Below are 19,693 nucleotides of genomic sequence, written 5' to 3' on the forward strand. Positions count from 1 at the left end.
CCCGGCGTACCCATGCCACGCCCGGATGGCGGCATATCCATGCCACGCTCGGATGATGGCGGCGCACGCATGCCGCGCTCGGGCGGTGGCGGTGCGCCCATGCCACCCTCCCGTGATGGCGGCATATCCATGTCACGCTCCGGCGGCTGCGTGTCCATGCCGGCCTCCGGCGATGCATCACCGGCATCATCGCCGAAGCCTTGAGCAGCAGCCGAGGTCCCCAGCATAACGAGGGACGCGATGGCCCATGCCAAGGCGGTTTTGCGTCGTGTCATCAATTACTCCCCTTCACTTGGTGAAATCGCTCCATTGCATCTGCATGCTGTATGCCAGATGGATATTAGGATTTAAAATGCTTTATTCGACAACAACTTATGGGCCGGCTCGCGGTATTCCCAGGACGGTCAGAGGCCGCCATGAACGTATAACAGCGACACATGAGTCAACGTGGCAGTGTCAGAACGACACTCTCCCGTGTCCGAGCGCCTTCAGCGCCCGAACCGAGCGGAGCCGGATTCCCTGGAGACGACTGCTTACCGGTAAGGCCGCATTGATCCGAGCCCGGATTTCAGATGACGCAGTGCCCGGACGTCGTCGCCCCGGGGCCAGTGGGTTGGCTTGGTCCAACTTCGGCGACCTCCACCGCACGATGCCCGTGCCGCGCTGCTGAGCCCTTTATCGGCGCCGAAACCCATCTCCATGAACATCGGGCGCGGCAGCCACGCGATCGTAGAGGGGGGTTGATCCGGTGCGTGGCGGTCAGCCGGAGGAGACGACCTCGCCCTGCATCCGGGTGCCCGCCGCGACAGTATTGAAGATGGTGCCCTTCTGCACGTTGCGGTGCAGGAGCTCCAGCATCTCGTCGTCGGCATCGGTGCCGAGCTCGATGCGGTAGTGGACCGTGGCGACCGCCGGTGGGCTGTCCTGGCGCCAGGCGCGCAGATGGATCGAGATCGTGCTGATGTTGATCCGAAGCCTCGGTTGCGCGCGCTGGATCGCGCGCACCATGCAGGCACCCAGCGCGGCCAGCAGGAGTTCTGGCGGGCTCAACGCATCGTCACGGCCGTTCATGTCCGTATCCAGCACGACCTCGGCGGGCCCGACACTGGCCAGGCTGCCGTGCTCGTCGATACGCTCGACGTCCAGATGATATTCCAGCATCACATCTTCCTGTTGGGACAGAGGGGGGCGCCCCGGCCGTCGGGATGCCTGCTCGAGGCTGGCGGTCGCCCGATGGCATCAGACCCTTCAGGACGCCCTGCCGTCAAAACCGATACACCGCGCTGGCCGTGGTGGTGGTGTCGGTCTTCTTGGTGCCGGCCGGCACCTTGCTGGCGCGTTCAACCTCAAGGCTCAGCCTCAACGCCAGGGCATCCGTAATTCCGGCTGTGACCGACGAAATGGATTCGGTTTCCGTGTTCTTGCTGCCGGTGATCACGGTCACCTCCTGGTTAAAGTCGGCATTGTGGCTGAGCCTGACCTCGAGCTTCCCCCGGAGGCGGCCAACGAACTCCGTCTCCTCCTCGCCTGTGTCCCGCTCCGAATAGCGCACGCCGGGACCGGCTTCAAGGTCCAGGTGACCGCGTTCGGAAACCCAGGCCCGATATCCATAGCCACCACTGATGCTGGTCTGGTATCTGAAACTGCTGAACAGGTCCCGTTCGCCCCGGACCACCCCGAACAGGTAGCTGCGCTCGGTCAGATCGTAGTCACTCTGAAACTGAGCCAGATAGCTCTCGTCAGTGGTGCTGCTGGACTCGGTCTCGCGCACCGCATCGAGCCGCAATCGATGATGCCAGCGCCTGACCTCATAGCTGGCCCGCAGTCTGGCAGAAAGGTCCGTCGACTCGGTGTTGCCGGTCTTGGCTGACACACCGAAGTCAAACTCCCCCGACCAGGGGCTCGTGGCAGCCTCGGCGGCCACCAGGAGCGGCGTGGCGGACAGGCACAAGATTGAACAGATGGCGGTCGTTTTCAGCACGTGCTTCCTCGTCCGTCTGTGTATGGGTTTTGAGGTGAGGTCCTGCGCCCTGCCCGACGGCACGCGTTGCACCGCCCCGGGGCCACGTTGCGGCGAGACGGGCCGGTGAAACGCAGGCGCTGGCGCAGCCGGTCAACGGCCTGCGAATTCTTACACCCTGACGCTCATGAAGCGGTTTGCCACGCCGAAAAGATGTCAATCCTTCCTCCCCGCCCGTGAGGCAGGGTTGGGGTGGGGGTGCAGCACTCCATCGGGCACCGGCCTCCATCCCCGCACCGCCGGCCCCGTTACCCCGGGGTCCGGTCGCGGTCAGGTCACCGGGGATTGAGGTAGCTCGTGGGATCGGGAATGCCGGCAGCGGCGAAGGCGGCCTGTCGGGCCTCGCATTGCGGACAGAGGCCACAGTGGAGGGGGCGATCGAGAAGGCAGCTCCAGGTCCGGCTCCAGTCGATGCCTGTGGATTCAGCGCTGCGGATCACCCCGGCCTTGTCCAGGTCGTGCAGCGGCGCCAGGACCTCCAGCCCCGGAACGAGCGTTCCCGCAAGCTTCGTAAAGGCCTCCAGAAAGGCCGGCTGGCTCCCGGGTCCATGTCCTCGATCGTCGCGATTCAACGCAAGCAGGACGCGCCGGGCACCGAGATGCTGGGCGAGGTTCACGGCAAGGGCGAGCACCGCCAGATTGCGCTGCGGCAACGGGACATGGCTCACCCATTCGGAAGCGCGGGTGAAGTTGGCACGCAGTCCCGCAAGATCCATTGCATGCAACGGCGTCTCGCAGGCCTCGGCAAGACTCTCTGCTGCCCCTCGTTCGCGCCGTGCGTTGCGCTGGCCATAGTCGACCCAGAGGGCATGCACGGGTTCCGCCTGCTGCCGGAGCCGATACAGCAACGCAGCACTCTCGATCCCGCCGGAGAACAGCAACAGCGACGGGGCGGACGGGCTCGGCATCGACATGGGGCAAACGATACGTCATCGGACCGATTGCGGTCATGTCTGCGCGCCCCGCGCCCGAGCGGGAGTGACATGAAACCGATGAACGGCGCTGGCACGCCGGCACTCGCCCCGGCCCTTGGCAGCCTTGTCCGCAAGCAGACGGCAGCTCTGACAGCCAGCGCCGGATGCCGGGCTAATACGGTCGAGTCGATTGAGCAAATCTATCGAATGGGTTGGAAGGGAACTTTCTCCCGAATACTTGACCAAATTGGTCAAGATTTAGGCAAACCCCTGCAGCGAGAGGAGGTGCAACATGATCTTTGAACGCTTCGTAGATCCCGGGCTGTCGCAGCATTCCTTCGTCGTCGGGTGCCAGGGCAACAGCGAGATTGCCGTGATCGACCCGCAGCGCGACGTGGATGTCTACCTGGATTATGCCCGTGACAACGGTTACCGCATCGCCTACGTGATGGACACACACATCCATGCCGATTTCGCCTCCGGAGCCCGCGAGCTGGCGGACAAGACCGGGGCGCGGCTGATGCTGTCGGGTCATGACGCGGGCGAGCATTTCGAGGTCCGTTTCCCGCACGAGGACATCCACGAAGGCGACCGGATCGAGATCGGCAATGTGCGCATCGAGGCGCGGCACACACCCGGCCACACACCGGAACATCTGATGTTCGTGGTCTACGACGGAGGGCGCTCGCAGACGGAGCCGGTTGCCCTCGTCACCGGTGATTTCCTGTTCGTCGGCTCGCTCGGCCGGCCGGATCTGCTGGGCGAAGAGACCAAGCGCGATCTGGCGCGGCAGATGTTTCGCAGCGTGCGTGAGAAGCTCGCGGACCTGCCGGACGGTGCGGAGGTCCACCCGGGGCACGGCGCCGGTTCCGCCTGCGGCGCCGGCATGTCCGGAAGGCCTGTCTCCACCCTCGGCTACGAGCGCCGAACCAATCCCTACCTGGATCCGAAACTGAGCGAGGAGGCCTTCGTTGAGAAGCTGCTGCACGGCCTGCCGGAGATCCCGGACTTCTACCCGCGCAACAAGGGCATCAACACGGCGGGCCCGAAGGACGTGATCCCACTGCCCGGGCTGGTGCCGCTGGAGGCGGCCGATGTGGCCCGGCGCGTCCGGGCAGACGAGGTCACCGTGATCGACCTGCGCGATCCGCTGGCCTTCGGCGGCGGTCACGTGCCTGGCGCACTGGGCATCGGCATTCGCGGGCCCTTCGCGAACTGGGCCGGCTGGGTCACGCCGGACGACAAGCCGGTGATCCTGGTGGATGACACTGGCGATCCGGAGGTGATCGAGGCGGCGGTGCGTGGCATGGTCCGCACCGGCCGCGACTACATCGACGGCTACGTGCGCGGCGGGATGGCCGTCTGGGCCGAGGCCGGACTGCCGCTGGAGACCCTGGGGCAAGTCGACGCCCATCAGGCTCGCGAGGCCGTGCACCGCGGTGATGCCAAGCTGGTCGACGTGCGCACCTCGGCGGAATACGACGAGGACCGCGATGACGCGGCCATCCATCGCCCGGTCTCCGAGACCCGCGAGGGTGTGCCCGGGATCGGGCCGGAGGATCCGGTCGCCGTCATCTGCGGCACGGGCTATCGCTCGACCGTGGCGGCCTCGATCCTCAAGCGCTTGGGGCACCGGCGGGTGACCAACGTGGTCGGCGGCATGGCGGCATGGAACGCCGCTGGCAGCGAGGTCGCGGACCTCTGGCGCGATGCCGCCTGACGGCGTTCCTCAGAGGCCATGTTGCCACACCACCCCGGGACCTCCCGGGAGACGACGGGCCCTTCGGGGCCCGTTTTCATTGCCGGGGGTTCGCCTATTGGCGCTGCGCCTCGAACTCGATGATCAGTTCCACGCGGTCACCGACGAACTCGCGCGGACGCAGCCCGTAGGTCATCCCGAAGTCGCTGCGGTTGAATGCACCGCGCATCGAGGCCCCGAGGACGTATGGGCGGCCGAATATGCCGCCCAGCGGCATCGGGTACCGCTCCACCTTGTTGATTCGGGTCTCCAGCACCAGCGGTCGGCGCTCGCCCAGGAGTTCGAGCTGCCCGTGCAGGCGGCCCACTTCATCACCGGTCCGCTCCCAGCTCGTGGCCTCGAACCGCATCTCGGGATGCCTGGCGACGTCGAGAAAATCCTCGCTGCGCAGATGCTCGTCGCGCTCGTCGTGATTGGTGAAGACGCTGCCGGTCTGAACCACGAAGGAGCCACTCTCCAGGCGGTAATCCTCCGGGTCGAAACGGAATTCGCCCTCAGCCTCGAGGAAGAGCCCAAGCGTGGCCGCATAGCCCGCGTGATCCACCAGAAACGCCACCGCGAAATGCTCGGGATCGATGACCCAGTGATCAACGTCGCTGGTTGCAGGACCCGGAGCAAGCAGCAACAGCAGCAGCGCCAACCACACCGCCGCGGCAACGGCCCCACCGCTGATCGGATGGCTGATGGCCATGGCCGGGTTCGAATCGTTCATCAGCAACCTCCTCGGGGATCTGAATCATGGCCAGTGGGGTCGGACCAAGCGAACCGACTGATTCATCGAATAAAACAGGCGTTCAGACACCCGGATTCAAGCCTTGGAAGGCCATTTTTGGGGTTGAAAATGGGGTGCTGCGCGAAACAGGTGACTCCTATTCCGCAGTGCGGGCATTCCTGCGCAGCGAAGACGGCCGGTGATCGCCATCACTGCGCTTATCGCGCCATTTTTGGCACCAAAAATGACCGTTTAAGGCCCAAAATCGCCCCCGGTAGGCCGTTTTTTCTACAGAAAACAGACACTTGGCCTGGTCCGACCCCCTACTCGGCGACGGTTACGCTGGCCTCTTCGACCAGGACGGGATAGAAGTAGCCGAAGCCGAAGTCCTGGTCCACGGTCATGGTACCCGTGACACTGACGCTATCGCCGACGGCCGCACCGTCCTGCGAGGTAACCACCAGATTGTTGGTCTCCTGCAGGACGTCACCGGAACCGTCCTGCACGTGGATGAAGTTGCGTTGCATGATGCCGGCATTCACCTTTACCACTTCGCCGTGCACCATCACCTGCTGGCCGTCCAGCGCCGCCCGTTCCTCGTAAAGCTCGCCGACGGTCTTCGTGGTTGCATCATCGGCATGCAGAGGGGCGGCGGCAGACAGGGCCAGCAGGCTGGTCAGAATCAGGGCGTTCGTTTTCGTCATGGAGCCTCCGGATGGAGTGTGGCTGAGGGCGCAGGTGGGCGACTGTCGGCTGTGCAGGCCCCGCCAGGGGAAAGGTGTACACCTTAGACTAGCAGCTTTATCCCTCTTTTCCGCACAGACCCGCCAACCCGGTTTCGCGCGTCCCCAACGGGGTCGGACCAAGCCAACCCCCTGATCCGTCTTTGAATAACGACCCTTCGGCACCCCCTGCGGGCCATTAAACGGCCATTCTTCGCGCGGAAAACGGGGCGTTGAGCGACTCGGTCGACACTTCTCGTGATGGACTGTCCCTTGGGCCCAAGGGGTGGGAATGGCGAACCCGGGACCTGCTCCTGGGAGCCATTTTTCGCACCAGAAATGCCCCTCCAAGGCGTGCATCCGTCCCCTTCGAGCAATGCTTTTCTCCTCAAACAGCAACTTGGCCTGGTCCGACCCCGGCCAGCCGCCGAGTCCAGCCCGGGTTGCCGTTGCAGAGGATTACGACACTGTGTAAGGCTCCGGACAGGGTCCTGTTGGGGCTGGACCGGTAGCCTTGGGTTCGTGGCCTTGGAATCGAGCCAATACGCAGTTCCCAATATCGATCGTCCAGGGCCTGACGCTGCAACGGACGGGCAATTTAACTTCCTGATTATCAAGGAACCTCCGCAGGAAGCACGGCATCGCTCCACCCCGGTGGTCATTGCAAGCGTAGCGTGACACTAATGCGCGTAGCGCATTGAACAGCCGCAGGCTGGTCCGCAGGATGAGCGCAGCGAATAATCCATCCGGCGTCGGCAGGACTCACGCCGTTGGGGTCGCCACGTCGCTTCGCCCCTTGCGATTACGGTGATCAGGAGATGGCCCGTTGCAAATTGCGAAGCACTGGTGATAATCAGGTTTGCTTTTTTGAATTTTCAGGCGAGGTGGTTTTTTATGATGGATGGTGGTGGATTCGGTCATGGTTTTGGAATCCTGTTTTGGATCTTGATCCTGGTCCTGGTGATCGTTGCCGCCGCCTTCATCTTGCGCGGATTCGACGGCAGGAATACTGGCGCTCAGGCCTCGCCAAAAGACAAGAGCGCCCTGGAAATCCTCGAAGAACGATATGCCCGGGGCGAGATCGAACACGACGAGTTCGAACGGCGCAAGCGGGATCTGCAGGATCGGAACAACAGTTCATGAGGAGCAGGCACCGACCGAAGGTGGCCAATAGGCATTGATACGCCTTGGTGCAGCCATCGTGTCGTGTTTCGATTCCGGTCGGTTTCATGATACCGGTCGCATCCTCAGCGAGTTGAATACTCTGCGGACAGTAAAAGGAGATCATCTGTTAATACTCGCATGAACGCAGTTCCGTTCACGCTGGCCCTGGCCTTCGCATTGGGTGGCCGTACAGGCGTGGCGATGGCCCAGGACATTGATTGCAAGATGATGGGCGACGAAAATGGCATGGGCTGATGGGCCGCGAAGACGGCAAGGGCATGATGGGGCACGGAAAGGGTATGGGCCCCGGAAGGCACATGATGCAAGCCATGCGGGAGATGCTTTCGGCCCAACAGCCAGCCGCATTACGTGAACTGATGCAAGCACACCGCCCGGTCCAGATGGCGAGGATGGGGCACCCGAAGAATGTAAGGGAGGACATGAAGGCCGAGTCTCAGAAGGAGCGCCCGGATCCGGATACCGTCCATGAAATTCACGGTCGCATGACTGAAATCCACTTCGAAATGATGGCCAAGCGGGCAAGAATGCGGAATGCAATGTACGACCTCCTGACCGAGGAGCAGCGCGAGCAGCTTCGGGATGAAGTATCTGCGGATCCCGACGCGGCAGAGGATCACGAAGCGCACCATGGCGAACAGTAACGCCAACCGCGTCACTGAAAACCCTCGAAGAGGCGACAGGTTCTGGACCACCTGCCCCGGGGCCTCTGTTGAGGCAGACACCGGGGTTCCGGGCGTTGCGGTTCCGGTTCCGGAATTGAACCGTTGCCGCACCGCATGGTCCCTTGCGCGAAAGAGAGTCAACGGAGGTATGTGATGCGCGCTCTACTGATCGATCCGGAAGCCCGCTCCATTTCAGAAGTCGAAATCGAGGTCCGAGAAGACATTGCGCGGCTTATCGGTTACGAAACCCTGGAGTCGGACGAGGTCGGGCCCGAGGGGGACCGGCTGTTCTTCGATGAAGAGTGCTTCCTGCGCGGGACATCGGGGCGCTTCCAGATCGACAAGGTCGTGCCGGTCTCCGGGAAGGGTGTGGTGGTCGGCGCGGCTGCCGATGGCACGGAACTGACGGACGTGCATTCGAGCGCAGACGATATCCAGGCTCGGCTGAAGTACCTCTGACCCTGAAGCGGTGGCACGGACCGAGGCTCCGGGACCCGCGGGCCGTCATGCCGACAAGATTGCCCTTACGTCGCATGGCGAACCGTGTCGTGTCCCATGGCCCTCACCCTGACAACGAGCACTGACGCCGGCGCCAGACGGTCGGTCCGTGTCAGCCTCCCCGGTACTGCAATGAACAATGGAACCACCGACTGGGCCCTGGTCTCCGGTGCCAGTTCCGGCATCGGCGCGGCCATCGCCCGCGTGCGATCGCGCGTCGGCATGGCGTGGTGTTGAATGGCCGGGATATGGAGCGGCTGGAAGAGGTCGCTGCGGATTGCCGTGCGAAGGGGCGCGCGTACGTGCTGGTCGGCAACCGCACCCATCGCGACAAGCGGATGGGGCTGCTAAAGGCGCTGGCGGCGCACCTCGAAGGGCAGTCCGGCGGCCTGCGTTACATGGTTCACTGCGCCGGAATCGGCTCGCCCTACGAGCACCTGGAATCGCTGGATCCGGACGCGCTGGAACGGGCCTTCTCGGTCAACGTGACGGCTGGCCTGGAACCGATCCAGCGGGGTCGGACCAGCCCAAACCACTGATTTATATAGCAATAGATGGCAAAAAAACACCCGAAAAAAGGGCTTAAACGGCCCATTTTGAGGTCAAAAACGCGGTCTTGACCACGCCCTCCCCCGGCCCTTGCATCGGACGTTCATCCACATCCGGGAGTTGCCCGGAGCACTTGTTGGTCCCTGCACTTAAACCGCCATTTTTGGCCTCAAAAATGGCGGTTTAAGGCATGAATTCGGCCCATTCCGGGCATGTTTTTCTCGTTGCAGCAATGACTTGTCTTGGTCCGACCCCACAAATCCGCCACAAATCCGCCAAACGAAACAATTCTGACCTCCAGATGACCTATTTCTGTCATTTCTTCTGCATAGAGTACGCCGGTAACAATCGTCTACCGACAGAAGAAGAGGAAAGCATGAACTTCCAGAAGACCCTCCTTTCAGCAGCAGTCCTTACCTCCGTCCTTGGGCTCGCCGCCTGCGATGGCGATGACGGTAACGACGGTGCGCCGGGCACCAGTCAGACCCTGATTGAACTGAACGCGCTTGGCACCTATGCCAGCGGCATCTTCGATGAAAGCGCCGCCGAAATCGTTGCCCATGACCCGGCCAACCAGCGGTTGTTTGTGATCAACGCCAATGATTCCACCGTGGATGTCCTGGACATCCAGAACCCGGAACAGCCAGTGAAGCTGGGAACCATCGACGCCACTGCCGAAGGGGCCACTGCCAACAGTGTGGCGGTCTACGGGGACCTGGTGGCTGTCGCCATCGAAGCGGCGGTCAAGCAGGACAATGGCAAGGTGGTGTTCTACAACAGCACCGACCTGAGCAAGGTGGGTGAGGTCGAAGTGGGTGCCCTGCCCGATATGGTGACCTTCACGCGTGATGGGCGGAAACTCCTGGTGGCCAATGAAGGGGAACCGAATGATGCGTATACGGTGGATCCGGAAGGCTCTGTCAGCATCATCGATCTCTCGAACGGTGTGGCGTCCGCGACCGTCGCCACTGCGGACTTCACTGCCTTCAACAGCCAGGAGGCGGATCTGGTTGAAAAGGGCCTGCGGGTGTTTGGCCCCGGCGCAACGCTGGCACAGGATATGGAGCCCGAGTACATCGCGGTCTCCATAGATGACCAGAAGGCCTGGGTCGCCCTGCAGGAAAACAACGCCGTCGCCGAACTGGATATCGAGGCCGGTGATATTACCGCCATCGTTCCGCTTGGTTTCAAGGATCACAGCCTCATCGGCAACGAACTCGATGCCAGCAACCGTGACGATGGCATCAATATCCGCAACTGGCCGGTCAAGGGCATGTACCAGCCGGATGCCATCACCAGCTATGGCTTCAACGGGAAGACCTACTACATCACCGCCAACGAGGGCGATTCCCGGGATTACGATGGCTTCAGTGAGGAGTTTCGAGTCAAGGACCTTACGCTGGACCCCACGGCATTTCCGGCTGCCGTCGAATTACAGGAAGACGGCAACCTGGGTCGGCTGAACGTCACCTCGACCCTGGGTTTCGGCGCTTCCTGTGCTCCCTCCGATCCGGCCAACGTTAATCTCGTGGACGGCGAGTATGACAGGAGCTATGTAGAGACCACCTGCGTCTACAGCGAACTCTTCGCCTACGGCGCACGATCCTTTTCCATCTGGTCGGAAGATGGCAGGCGCGTATTCGACAGCGGCAGCGAGTTTGAACGCATCACCGCCAGCCTGATCCCCGACAACTTCAACGGCCAGAACGACGAGAACTCGTTCGACAACCGATCCGACGACAAGGGTCCAGAACCGGAGGCGGTCACCGTCGGCACCATCAACGGCCAGACCTTCGCCTTCATCGGCCTGGAGCGAGTGGGCGGCATCATGGTCTACAACGTGACCAACCCCCAGAATCCCGAGTTCGTGCAGTACCTCAACAATCGGGATTTCTCGGTCTCTCAGGACGACCTTGAGGCGGGTATGGCCGGTGACCTGGGGCCGGAAGGGCTTGCCTTTATCGCTGCCGAAGACAGCCCCAATGGCAAACCAATGCTGGCTGTTGGAAACGAGGTCAGCGGTACGACGACCTTGTTCGGTATCGATGTGATTGAACTGTCGGCGGACTAGTGGGCCGAGGAAACCGGAGCGGGCATCCCCCTGCTCCGGTTGCAGCTTTAGCTCGTGCCGATTCCAGCACGGTACAACGACTCGGGATTCATCGCGGCGAACGCCCTGGCAGTCCGGACGGCGGTGGTACGGGCTGATTGCACGCAATGCGAACGGAAGCCGGCCATCGGGGTGCGGGCGCACCAAGCGCGAGCGGCGTTCGTACCCCGTCAAACCTGTGCGCAAGAAAACTAATAATAACTTAAAACCAGTCAATTAAACGCTCTTTCTCCAAACTGGAATGAAGTAGGAACGGCTTGTGCTTAGGGTTTTCGGCACGCAGATTAACCCTCGTGACACGATCCACGCTGGAGAAGAACATGAGAATTCTGGTCGCATCGGGCATGGCCTCACTGACCATCGTCGGTGCCATGTACCTCGCCTACTCCGTCTGACCGCAGACCGCTCGGACAAGGAAAGGCCAGGGACACCGGCTCCACGCCGGATACACCATCCGGCGCAGGACGAGCCGAACCGGGGCTGCCGGGAACGTCCGCCCCGCCGATCGATCCCATGGACATGGACATTCCCCTCCTGATCATCGGCGCCCTGCTGGTGGCCACACTGACCGCGTTCTTCGCCGGGGCCCTGCCCTATCCAATCGGCTGGATCATCCTCGGCGCGGCCTTTGTCGGGCGACTGCTGTACCTTAAGTCCCGCTGAAGCGGCCAGTGCCCGGCGCATCTGCCTGGGGCCGCACCCCAGCCCTCCCCCGCACGCGGGAGAGGGGGCCTTTATCGTTAGGAGTGGTGCAGGGACATGACCGCTGACGTGAAACCCGGCCGCAAGAAGAGACGCGGTCTCCAACCGACGGTCATCGGCTGGCGGGAAATCGTCTCGTTGCCCGATCTCGGCCTGCTCCGGATTCGCGCGAAGATCGATACCGGCGCGCGCACCTCGGCCCTGCATGCCGACAACATCGAACCCTACGATCGGGACAGCGAACGCTGGGTGGCCTTCCATCCCTGTCACCCGGGGATGACCGAGGTCGGAATCTGCCACTGGCCGGTGCACGATCGTCGGAGCATCCGCAACACCAGCGGGGTTCCGGAGGAGCGCATCATCATCCGCACGCGCATTCACCTGGCGGGGCACCGTTTCCTCGTCGAACTCTCGCTTGCCGACCGCAGCGACATGGCGTTTCCCATCATCATCGGCCGAAGTGCCATCCGGCGGCACGGCCTGCTGGTCGACGGCGCCCGTTCGTGGCTGACCGCCCCCGAAAAAGGAGAATCCCGATGAAGATTGCAATGCTGGCACGCAATCCAAACCTCTATTCCCACCAGCGCATCAAGGAGGCGGCGGAGGCACGCGGCCACCAGATCGACACCATCAACACCACCCGCTGCTACATGAACATCGCCTCGCGCCGGCCCGAGATCTACTACAACGGCGCAAGACTGCCCGTATACGACGCGGTAATCCCGCGCATCGGTGCATCCATCACCTTCTACGGCCTGGCCGTGTTGCGGCAATTCGAGATGATGGGGGTGTACCCGGTGAACGAGAGCGTCGCGATCGGACGGTCGCGCGACAAGCTGCGCTCGATGCAGCTCCTCGCCCGCGACGGGATCAGCCTGCCGGTGACGACCTTCGCCCACGACCCGAAGCACACCGAGGAGGTGATCAAGCTCGCCGGCGGCACGCCCGTGGTGATCAAGCTCCTCGAGGGCACCCAGGGCATCGGGGTGATGCTGACCGACACCGACCGATCGGCCAAGTCCGTGATCGAGACCTTCCGCGGCGCCAACATCAATATCCTGGTGCAGGAATTCATCAAGGAGGCCGGCGGCAGTGACATCCGCGCCTTCGTGATCGGCGGCAGGGTCGTTGCGGCAATGAAACGCACCGGTGCGGCTGGCGACTTCCGCTCCAATCTGCACCGGGGCGGCAGCGCCGAGACGATCCGGATCAGTCCCGAGGAACGCTCGACCGCAATCCGGGCGGCCAAGTCCATGGGGCTGAACGTCTGCGGTGTCGACATGCTGCGTTCCAATCACGGGCCGGTGGTGATGGAGATCAACTCCTCTCCCGGCCTCGAGGGCGTCGAGAAGGCCACTGACAAGGACATCGCCGGGATGATCATCCAGTACATCGAGAAGAACGCGAGGCCCGGCAAGACCCGCACCAAGGGGAGCGGCTGATGGCACGCCGCGCCGATTTCGAGATCGGGACGGAGCGCATCGCCCCCGGCAAGCGACGCACCGTGGACCTGCCGGTCAGCGTGCTGTCCGACCACACGCCGGTGACGATGTCGGCGCATGTGGTCCACGGACGCCGCGCCGGGCCGGTGGTCTTCGTCAGCGCGGGCATTCACGGCGACGAGATCATCGGCATCGAGATCGTGCGGCGTCTGCTCGGCCATTCGACGTTGCGATCCCTCCGGGGCACGCTGGTGGCGGTGCCGATCGTCAACGCCTTCGGTTTCCTGAACCACTCCCGCTACCTGCCCGACCGCCGCGACCTCAACCGGTGCTTCCCCGGAAGCCGGACCGGTTCACTGGCCTCGCGGCTGGCCCACCTCTTCCTGAACGAGATCGTGATGCGCGCGGATCTGGGGATCGACCTCCACTCCGCCGCGGTACACCGAAGCAACCTCCCCCAGATCCGCGTATCACCGGACCAACCGGAAACCCTGCGCCTGGCGCGCATCTTTGGCGCGCCGGTGATCCTGCTGTCGAAATTGCGCGATGGATCGATGCGCGGAGCGGCCAGAGAGGCCGGCGTCGACGTCCTGCTCTACGAGGCCGGGGAGGCGCTGCGCTTCGACGAGACGGCGGTGCGTGCCGGGACGCTCGGCATTCTGCGTATCCTGCACAGCCAGGGCATGATCCCGGCGAAGGGCGTCAGTCAGCCCCGCCGCAGGCCGCTGCTGTGCCGCTCAAGCCACTGGGTCCGGGCGGCGCAGGGGGGACTTCTGCGCAGTTTTCGCTCCGAAGGCGACGTGGTCAAGGAAGGCGAGATCCTCGCGATCGTCTCCGACCCCTTCGGTCAGAGCGAGGTCCCCGTGGTCGCCGACGCCGGAGGCATCATCGTCGGCCGCACCGTATTCCCCAGCGTCAACGAAGGTGATGCACTCTTCCACATCGCCGGGATCGCCTCGCTCGAGAGGGCGGAGACCACTCTCGAGGCCATTGCCAGCCAGTGGGAGGAAGAACCGCTGGAATACGAGGACGAGATCATCTGAGCCGGGCGTCGCTGGTTGCTTCGGCGGTTGTGGCGCGCGCAGCGTGACCGGGGAATCCGCCTGATGATCAGGGCTCCGACACGGGGTAGGGTGCGACAGCTGAGTACTCCCGGCTCACCCAGCCGACAATGCCGTCATCGGAGCGCACCTGGTAGAAGCCCTCGCCAATCTCGAGCAACTCGAGCTCCGTGCCGGGATCGAGTATGCGCAGCACCGGGCTGGACAGGGAGGGATCGGCACGCAGGTTGACGCGCGTGTCCGGCGGCACAAAGACCGTCGAGGCCTCCGATGGCGCGCCCTCCGGCATCCTCGGGCTCTCCGGGACGAACGGCTCCCGCGCCGGGAGCTCTGCTGGCGGGGATTCCTCTGCCGGTGCCTGAACGGCCTCTGGTGCCACCGGTTCCGGCGCAGGCTCCACGACCTCCTGCTCCGGCGATCCAGGTGCCTCCTCCAAAGGCAGCTCCGGGACCTCCACCGACTCGGGTTCCGCGTCCCCGGGCGCCGGGTCCGAGAGCCACGCATGGAGGCCGAAGCCAAGCAGGCCGACCATCAACAGCAGCACAACAAGCGCAGCGACGATGCGATTCCAGTGGTAGATGTACTCCGTCCTGGTCGGGGTCGGCGCGGCCCCGGAACCGGTCCGTGTCTTCCGCTGGCGTTGTGGGGGCTGGTTGTCCATGACTCCTCCGTAAACGACTGCAGTATAAACGATTCCGTCACCGAACCGGCCCGGCTCCCGGTCCCGGGGGACGGGTTCGACGGAACTCCTGGTGCCCGTTGCAGCCGAAACGCGAGCCGGCCAGGGCCGAATCCGCAACACCGAAACATGAATGCGCCCTCGACGCGGTGCCGGCCTGGAGGCAAGACCCATGACGAAGATCGCGATCGTCGGCGCCGGCATGGCGGGACTCGCCGCCGCGCGGCGGCTGGCGGAAACCGGGATCGGCTGCACGGTCATCGAGAAGAGCCGGGGCCTCGGCGGGCGCATGGCGACGCGCCGGGTCGATGGACTGCAGTTCGATCACGGGGCCCAGTACTTCACGGCGCGGGGCACGGGCCTTCGATCGCGGTTGGCGGAGTGGCAAGCGCAGGGAGCCGTGGCGCAATGGACGCCCGGAAGGTGGGTTGGCACACCTGGCATGACGGCGCCAGCCTGGTCGCTCGCGCAAGGGCTTCGCGTGATCCGGGGCCGCCGGACAACGGGGCTCGAAGGCGAGCCCGGTCACTGGAGGCCGACCACGGAGCCCGGGTCCGGCAACCCCGGGGACGGCGAGTCCTTCGATGCAGTGCTCCTGGCCATTCCGGCGCCCCAGGTGATACCGCTAGTCGCCTCGGTGGGTGTTCGGTTTCCGGAGCTCGAACGCGTCCGCTATGCCCCTTGCCTGACGCTGATGCTGGGCTTCGAGAACACCACCGATGTGCAAGAATACGCAGTGACCCCTCCCGAAGGTCCCGTCGCCTGGATCGCGCGCAACGGCACCAAGCCCGGCCGCTCCGGTTCCCTGGAGACACTGGTGGTGCACGCGAACCCCGACTGGTCGCGCCAGCACATCGATGCCGACCCGGAGAGCGCCGCAGAGGCCCTCCTGGGCGCGCTGCGCCCGCACATCGGCGATGCCCGGCCGGTATTCCGCTCGATGCATCGGTGGCTGTACGCACGGGTGGAACAGACAGCGGGAACCCCCTTCCTCTGGGACCCGGCGCGCAGGATCGGTGCCTGCGGTGACTGGGCCGGAGGCCCCCGCGTGGAGGCCGCCTTCGACAGCGGCGAGGCGCTGGCGGCCGCGGTGCTCGAGACGCTCGCCTGAACGGGCCACCCCGACCAGGCCCGGACCTGACGCCGCCTGAAGAATCCGCACGTGGCCAGCACGCGAGATCCCGTGATCCGGCGGCCCTGGGAGGATCTCGCCTGGTCGCGGACAACGCACGGCTTGTTTCGCTTCGAGGGCGAGATCCAGGAACTGATCGCGGTGAAGGGTCCCGGGAACCCGGACCCGGGTTCACGCTGATGGTCGTCGCGCTCCGCGCCACGCTGCCGATGACAAATCCCCCTCCCCCGGCAAGCGCTCATGCGCCCGACTGACCGGATGGCGACAGGTCTCGCTCCCGGTGGCATGCACGAACTCCCTCGACTCATAAAACCCTGTTCAGCCAGCGGGCAGGGAACCTCTCCGCCGATGTCCGGTTCCCAAGACCATTGCCGCAACCAGCGGCAATTCCGAGGATCTCGTTCCAACCAACCGACACGGAGTATCCCCAATGAAACAGTCGTACCGGATGGCCCTCGCGGCGAGTCTGTTCGCGCTCGTCGCGTCGCCTGCATTCGCCTACCAAGGCATGCACGGCAGCGCCGACCGTCAGCACACGGCGCAGGACATGCAGCACCACGGAAGCAAGGCAGGTTACGGCCACGGGCATCACTACCGGCATGGTCCACGGGTGCACCCGCGTCACTACCGCCCGCTGCCACCCCCGCGGTTCTATGGTCCGCCGCACCGCGGGATGAGAGGCATGGGTCCCTACGGGCCGATGCACCATGGCATGCCCGCCTACGGCCACGGCAAGGCCGGCGCCACCCGCAAGGGACACGGTGGCGGCAAAGATGGCAAGCCCGAAGAAGCTAGGGCAGATGACAACTCCATCGTGGCGGTTGCGCAGGCTGCGGGCGACTTCGACACCCTGCTGGCCGCGGCGAAGGCCGGCGGCCTGGCCGACGCGCTTGCCAGCAACGGGCCGTTCACCGTCTTCGCACCGGTTGATGCCGCCTTTGCGGAGCTTCCGGAGGCGGCGGTGAACAACCTGATGCAGCCGGAAAATCAGGAAACCCTGACCTCCCTGCTGCAGCATCACGTGGTGGCCGGCCGCATCGATGCCGCCGGCGTCGTCGACGCCGGAGAGCTGGAGAGCCTCGCGGGCACCCCCCTGACCGTCGAAGCGGAGGGTGACGAGGTCCGCGTCGGAGGGGTGCGCGTCGTGCAGACCGACATTGGTGCCGACAATGGGGTCATTCACGTGGTGGACCAGGTGATGTTCCCCGAGGGCTTCGCCTGCATCGCCACCGTCGCGCAGCGCTCGGGCGAGTTCGAGACCCTGCTTGCGGCAGCCGAGGCCGCCGGTCTGAAGGATGCGTTGTCCGTGGAGGGACCGTTCACGATCTTCGCGCCCACCGACGCCGCCTTTGAGCAACTGCCGGAGGGCACGATCGAGGAACTGCTGGAGCCCGAGAACCTGGAGGATCTCCAGCGCCTGCTGCAGCACCACATCGTTGCGGGAAGCCTGACCGCCGAGGAGGTCCTCGAAGCCGGGACCCTGGAGACCCTCGCCGGGACGACCCTGGAGGTGTCGATGGAAGACGACGAGCCACGGATCAACGGGGCCGAGATCGCCACCGTCGACCTGGAGGCCAGCAACGGCGTGATCCACGTGATCGACACGGTGCTGATGCCCTGAACGCGCATCTCGCCGCATCGTGACCCAGGAAGGCCACTGCCGGCGCCCCCGGCAGTGGCCTTTTTGCAGAGTTCGTGAGATTTATTCCCGAAAGTGCTGGCGCAGGAAGGCCTCGTCGACCGGAGACAGGTCGAAGCGCCGCGCGGCCTCCGTGATCGCAGCGTGATCATGGCGGCCCTCCTCGGACAGCCAGCGGATTGCGCGGCGCAGGGCCTCGCCTCTCGGGAGCAGACCTGATCGCTTCACGGGAAACCGATCCGCCGGCGACGCGGATCCCCACGCCCCGACTTCAGGACTGACCGCGATGCCCAATGCCCGGCCGACGGGGCATCGGTCCAGGTGTCTCGGAACAGACCCGCCCACGGAGCTTCGCCCGTGCCCGATCGGTGGTTGTTCGCCTCTGCGATCCCTTCTCTCGTGGTCTGGTGGTCGTGTGGCATTGTCATCTTGCATCCGCATGCGGTCGGCAACGGTGGCCAAGCCGCCGCAGGCCCCTGAGATCGTTTCAAGGAGTCAGGATTCATCCATGGACCCCGATGGCGAGAAGAATACAGCGCCCGGGGAGAGAGTGTGGCAGGCACGGAGTGTGCGGCGGTAGGGATCCACCTGCAAGGCTGCCTGAAGGTGCGAAAGGCAGGACCTGCTCCCGTTCGTTCTCGCGCAATCTGGGCTACGATGCTGCAAGGAGGCGTCATGGATCTCACTGCCGAAGACCTGCGACGCGCGATGCAGCGCGGCGAGTTCAGCTTTCACTACCAGCCGAAGGTCTCCTTTCTGACCGGCCGGGTGGAAGGCGCGGAGGCGCTGATCCGGTGGCGGCTTCCCGACGGTGCCCTCGTGCCTCCGGGTGACTTCATTCCGGTGGCCGAGGCCCGCGGCATGGTCGCGGACGTGACGCGACACATGTTTCCCCGCCTGCTCGACGACCTGTCCCGCATCCATGCAGATCAGGGCGAGGACAGGCTCGCGTTCAACATCTCGGCCAATGAGCTGGACGACCCCGGCCTCATCCACCTGGTGCGCGAGGCGATCGAAAGCAACCGCATCCGCGGGCCGCACCTCGAGATAGAGATCACCGAGGGCACAGCGGTCTCTCGGCAGGAGGTCATCGTCCAGCGCCTGACCGAGCTGATGGATGCGGGCGTGAGCCTGGCAATGGACGACTACGGCACCGGGTTCTCCTCGCTGGAGACCCTGAGCCGACTGCCGTTCTCGGTCCTGAAGCTGGACCAGTCATTCGTGATGCGGATGCTCGCCTCCACGAAGACCGCGACCATGGTGCGCACCAGCATCGCCATGGCGCAGCTGCTGGGGATCCGCAGCGTGATGGAGGGCGTGGAGAGCGAGCAGGCCTACCGGATGCTGCTGCACTATGGCTGCTCCGAGGCACAGGGCTACTGGATCAGCCCCGCGCTGCCCCTGCCGGACTACCTGGATTTTCGCCGGCGTGACCCGGTCTGGCCCTGCTCACCGATCGGAATGCTGCGCATGGCGCAGTTGACCCATGCCTGGCAATACAAGTTGCTGGTGGACATGCTCTTCGCCTATCTCGAAGACCCGGATGCCCCGGGCTCCATTCCCCGCCATTTGCACATGAACCACGAGGAGTGCGCGCTCGGCGACTGGTACCACGGCCTCGGGCAGGTCCTGAGCGGAGACCCCGATTTCGACCGCCTGGACCGGCCGCACCGGCGCATGCACGACCTCTGTGCGGAGATGCTCGACGCCACGCGCCGGCAGGCATCGCGGGACAGGATCCGACAGTTGATGACGAATCTCAGCGAAGAGTCGAACGCGCTCCACAGTACGCTTCAGCGCCTGGAGATGAGACTGTTGTTCGAGGAGCTGCACACGCCGCAATGACCGGTGCAGTGCCGCTTGTCCCCGGCGCTGGCAAGGGCTCGTGGAGTGCCGCACCGGCTCCA

General features: G+C 64.3%; 23 protein-coding genes. 15 read left to right on the forward strand and 8 right to left on the reverse strand.

Translation table 11 applies throughout. The features are described 5' to 3' along the window. Window positions 1-759: 759 nt before the first annotated feature. The 3 genes from ACESMN_RS04945 to ACESMN_RS04955 form a co-directional block, all read right to left on the reverse strand. Window positions 760-1,161: an OsmC family protein gene (locus ACESMN_RS04945; protein ID WP_373052485.1), complete on the reverse strand. Its 402-nt coding sequence runs from the start codon at window positions 1,159-1,161 to the stop codon at window positions 760-762. Between the two features lie 103 nt (window positions 1,162-1,264). Continuing rightward, on the reverse strand, window positions 1,265-1,981 hold the full coding sequence (locus tag ACESMN_RS04950; protein WP_373052486.1) for a YdiY family protein: 717 nt from the start codon (window positions 1,979-1,981) through the stop codon (window positions 1,265-1,267). A gap of 314 nt (window positions 1,982-2,295) precedes the next feature. Beyond that, window positions 2,296-2,934, reverse strand: a complete 639-nt coding sequence (locus ACESMN_RS04955; RefSeq protein ID WP_373052487.1) for a 7-cyano-7-deazaguanine synthase — start codon at window positions 2,932-2,934, stop codon at window positions 2,296-2,298. Window positions 2,935-3,003: 69 nt separating this feature from the next. Here ACESMN_RS04955 and ACESMN_RS04960 point away from each other — a divergent pair, with 69 nt between their 5' ends. Together ACESMN_RS04960 and ACESMN_RS04965 are read left to right on the forward strand one after the other, a co-directional pair. Then, complete coding sequence (locus tag ACESMN_RS04960) at window positions 3,004-3,237, forward strand: hypothetical protein (protein WP_373052488.1); 234 nt, start codon at window positions 3,004-3,006, stop codon at window positions 3,235-3,237. After that, complete coding sequence (locus tag ACESMN_RS04965) at window positions 3,227-4,654, forward strand: rhodanese-like domain-containing protein (RefSeq protein ID WP_373052489.1); 1,428 nt, start codon at window positions 3,227-3,229, stop codon at window positions 4,652-4,654. The genes ACESMN_RS04960 and ACESMN_RS04965 overlap by 11 nt, the downstream gene beginning before the upstream one ends. A 94-nt stretch (window positions 4,655-4,748) precedes the next feature. On the opposite strand, the gene ACESMN_RS04970 is transcribed toward ACESMN_RS04965, so the two are convergent. From ACESMN_RS04970 to ACESMN_RS04980, 3 genes are all read right to left on the reverse strand, one after another. Further along, window positions 4,749-5,384: a YceI family protein gene (locus tag ACESMN_RS04970; RefSeq protein WP_373052525.1), complete on the reverse strand. Its 636-nt coding sequence runs from the start codon at window positions 5,382-5,384 to the stop codon at window positions 4,749-4,751. Window positions 5,385-5,728: 344 nt separating this feature from the next. Further along, window positions 5,729-6,109: a hypothetical protein gene (locus tag ACESMN_RS04975; RefSeq protein WP_373052490.1), complete on the reverse strand. Its 381-nt coding sequence runs from the start codon at window positions 6,107-6,109 to the stop codon at window positions 5,729-5,731. A 780-nt stretch (window positions 6,110-6,889) separates the two neighbouring features. Continuing rightward, the gene (locus ACESMN_RS04980; RefSeq protein WP_373052528.1) at window positions 6,890-7,216 is read right to left on the reverse strand and encodes a hypothetical protein; all 327 of its coding nucleotides are present in this window, start codon (window positions 7,214-7,216) and stop codon (window positions 6,890-6,892) included. On the opposite strand from ACESMN_RS04980, the gene ACESMN_RS04985 reads away from it, so the two are divergent. From ACESMN_RS04985 to ACESMN_RS05025, 9 genes are all read left to right on the forward strand, one after another. After that, the gene (locus tag ACESMN_RS04985) at window positions 7,178-7,270 is read left to right on the forward strand and encodes an SHOCT domain-containing protein (protein ID WP_373052526.1); all 93 of its coding nucleotides are present in this window, start codon (window positions 7,178-7,180) and stop codon (window positions 7,268-7,270) included. The genes ACESMN_RS04980 and ACESMN_RS04985 overlap by 39 nt on opposite strands. A gap of 275 nt (window positions 7,271-7,545) precedes the next feature. Beyond that, window positions 7,546-7,953, forward strand: a complete 408-nt coding sequence (locus tag ACESMN_RS04990) for a Spy/CpxP family protein refolding chaperone (protein WP_373052491.1) — start codon at window positions 7,546-7,548, stop codon at window positions 7,951-7,953. 174 nt (window positions 7,954-8,127) lie between these two features. After that, a complete protein-coding gene (locus ACESMN_RS04995; RefSeq protein ID WP_373052492.1) occupies window positions 8,128-8,433 on the forward strand; it encodes a hypothetical protein in 306 nt (101 codons plus the stop codon). 272 nt (window positions 8,434-8,705) lie between these two features. Beyond that, window positions 8,706-9,011 carry an SDR family NAD(P)-dependent oxidoreductase gene (locus tag ACESMN_RS05000; protein WP_373052493.1) on the forward strand — a complete coding sequence of 102 codons (306 nt, stop codon included), beginning with the start codon at window positions 8,706-8,708 and terminating at the stop codon, window positions 9,009-9,011. A 386-nt stretch (window positions 9,012-9,397) separates the two neighbouring features. Continuing rightward, window positions 9,398-11,092 (forward strand): choice-of-anchor I family protein, encoded by a 1,695-nt coding sequence (locus tag ACESMN_RS05005; protein WP_373052494.1) that lies wholly within the window; start codon window positions 9,398-9,400, stop codon window positions 11,090-11,092. A gap of 558 nt (window positions 11,093-11,650) precedes the next feature. Then, window positions 11,651-11,794, forward strand: a complete 144-nt coding sequence (locus ACESMN_RS05010; RefSeq protein ID WP_373052495.1) for a hypothetical protein — start codon at window positions 11,651-11,653, stop codon at window positions 11,792-11,794. Between the two features lie 96 nt (window positions 11,795-11,890). Continuing rightward, complete coding sequence (locus ACESMN_RS05015) at window positions 11,891-12,373, forward strand: ATP-dependent zinc protease (RefSeq protein WP_373052496.1); 483 nt, start codon at window positions 11,891-11,893, stop codon at window positions 12,371-12,373. After that, window positions 12,370-13,275: a 30S ribosomal protein S6--L-glutamate ligase gene (rimK, locus tag ACESMN_RS05020; RefSeq protein ID WP_373052497.1), complete on the forward strand. Its 906-nt coding sequence runs from the start codon at window positions 12,370-12,372 to the stop codon at window positions 13,273-13,275. The genes ACESMN_RS05015 and rimK overlap by 4 nt, the downstream gene beginning before the upstream one ends. Beyond that, complete coding sequence (locus ACESMN_RS05025) at window positions 13,275-14,318, forward strand: succinylglutamate desuccinylase/aspartoacylase family protein (protein ID WP_373052498.1); 1,044 nt, start codon at window positions 13,275-13,277, stop codon at window positions 14,316-14,318. The genes rimK and ACESMN_RS05025 overlap by 1 nt, the downstream gene beginning before the upstream one ends. Window positions 14,319-14,385: 67 nt before the next feature. Here ACESMN_RS05025 and ACESMN_RS05030 read toward each other — a convergent pair whose 3' ends face one another. Next, the gene (locus tag ACESMN_RS05030; RefSeq protein ID WP_373052499.1) at window positions 14,386-14,997 is read right to left on the reverse strand and encodes an SH3 domain-containing protein; all 612 of its coding nucleotides are present in this window, start codon (window positions 14,995-14,997) and stop codon (window positions 14,386-14,388) included. Between the two features lie 190 nt (window positions 14,998-15,187). Between ACESMN_RS05030 and ACESMN_RS05035 the strand changes: the two genes are divergently transcribed. From ACESMN_RS05035 to ACESMN_RS05045, 3 genes are all read left to right on the forward strand, one after another. Further along, complete coding sequence (locus ACESMN_RS05035; protein WP_373052500.1) at window positions 15,188-16,126, forward strand: NAD(P)/FAD-dependent oxidoreductase; 939 nt, start codon at window positions 15,188-15,190, stop codon at window positions 16,124-16,126. Between the two features lie 51 nt (window positions 16,127-16,177). Continuing rightward, on the forward strand, window positions 16,178-16,327 hold the full coding sequence (locus tag ACESMN_RS05040; protein ID WP_373052501.1) for a hypothetical protein: 150 nt from the start codon (window positions 16,178-16,180) through the stop codon (window positions 16,325-16,327). 250 nt (window positions 16,328-16,577) lie between these two features. Beyond that, complete coding sequence (locus tag ACESMN_RS05045) at window positions 16,578-17,768, forward strand: fasciclin domain-containing protein (RefSeq protein WP_373052502.1); 1,191 nt, start codon at window positions 16,578-16,580, stop codon at window positions 17,766-17,768. An 81-nt stretch (window positions 17,769-17,849) separates the two neighbouring features. Here ACESMN_RS05045 and ACESMN_RS05050 read toward each other — a convergent pair whose 3' ends face one another. Continuing rightward, the gene (locus ACESMN_RS05050; RefSeq protein ID WP_373052503.1) at window positions 17,850-18,014 is read right to left on the reverse strand and encodes a hypothetical protein; all 165 of its coding nucleotides are present in this window, start codon (window positions 18,012-18,014) and stop codon (window positions 17,850-17,852) included. A gap of 447 nt (window positions 18,015-18,461) precedes the next feature. Between ACESMN_RS05050 and ACESMN_RS05055 the strand changes: the two genes are divergently transcribed. After that, window positions 18,462-19,631 carry an EAL domain-containing protein gene (locus ACESMN_RS05055; RefSeq protein ID WP_373052504.1) on the forward strand — a complete coding sequence of 390 codons (1,170 nt, stop codon included), beginning with the start codon at window positions 18,462-18,464 and terminating at the stop codon, window positions 19,629-19,631. Window positions 19,632-19,693 lie beyond the last annotated feature (62 nt).

Source organism: Thioalkalivibrio sp. (genome assembly GCF_041690275.1).
In the GTDB taxonomy this organism is placed as follows: domain Bacteria; phylum Pseudomonadota; class Gammaproteobacteria; order Ectothiorhodospirales; family Ectothiorhodospiraceae; genus Thioalkalivibrio.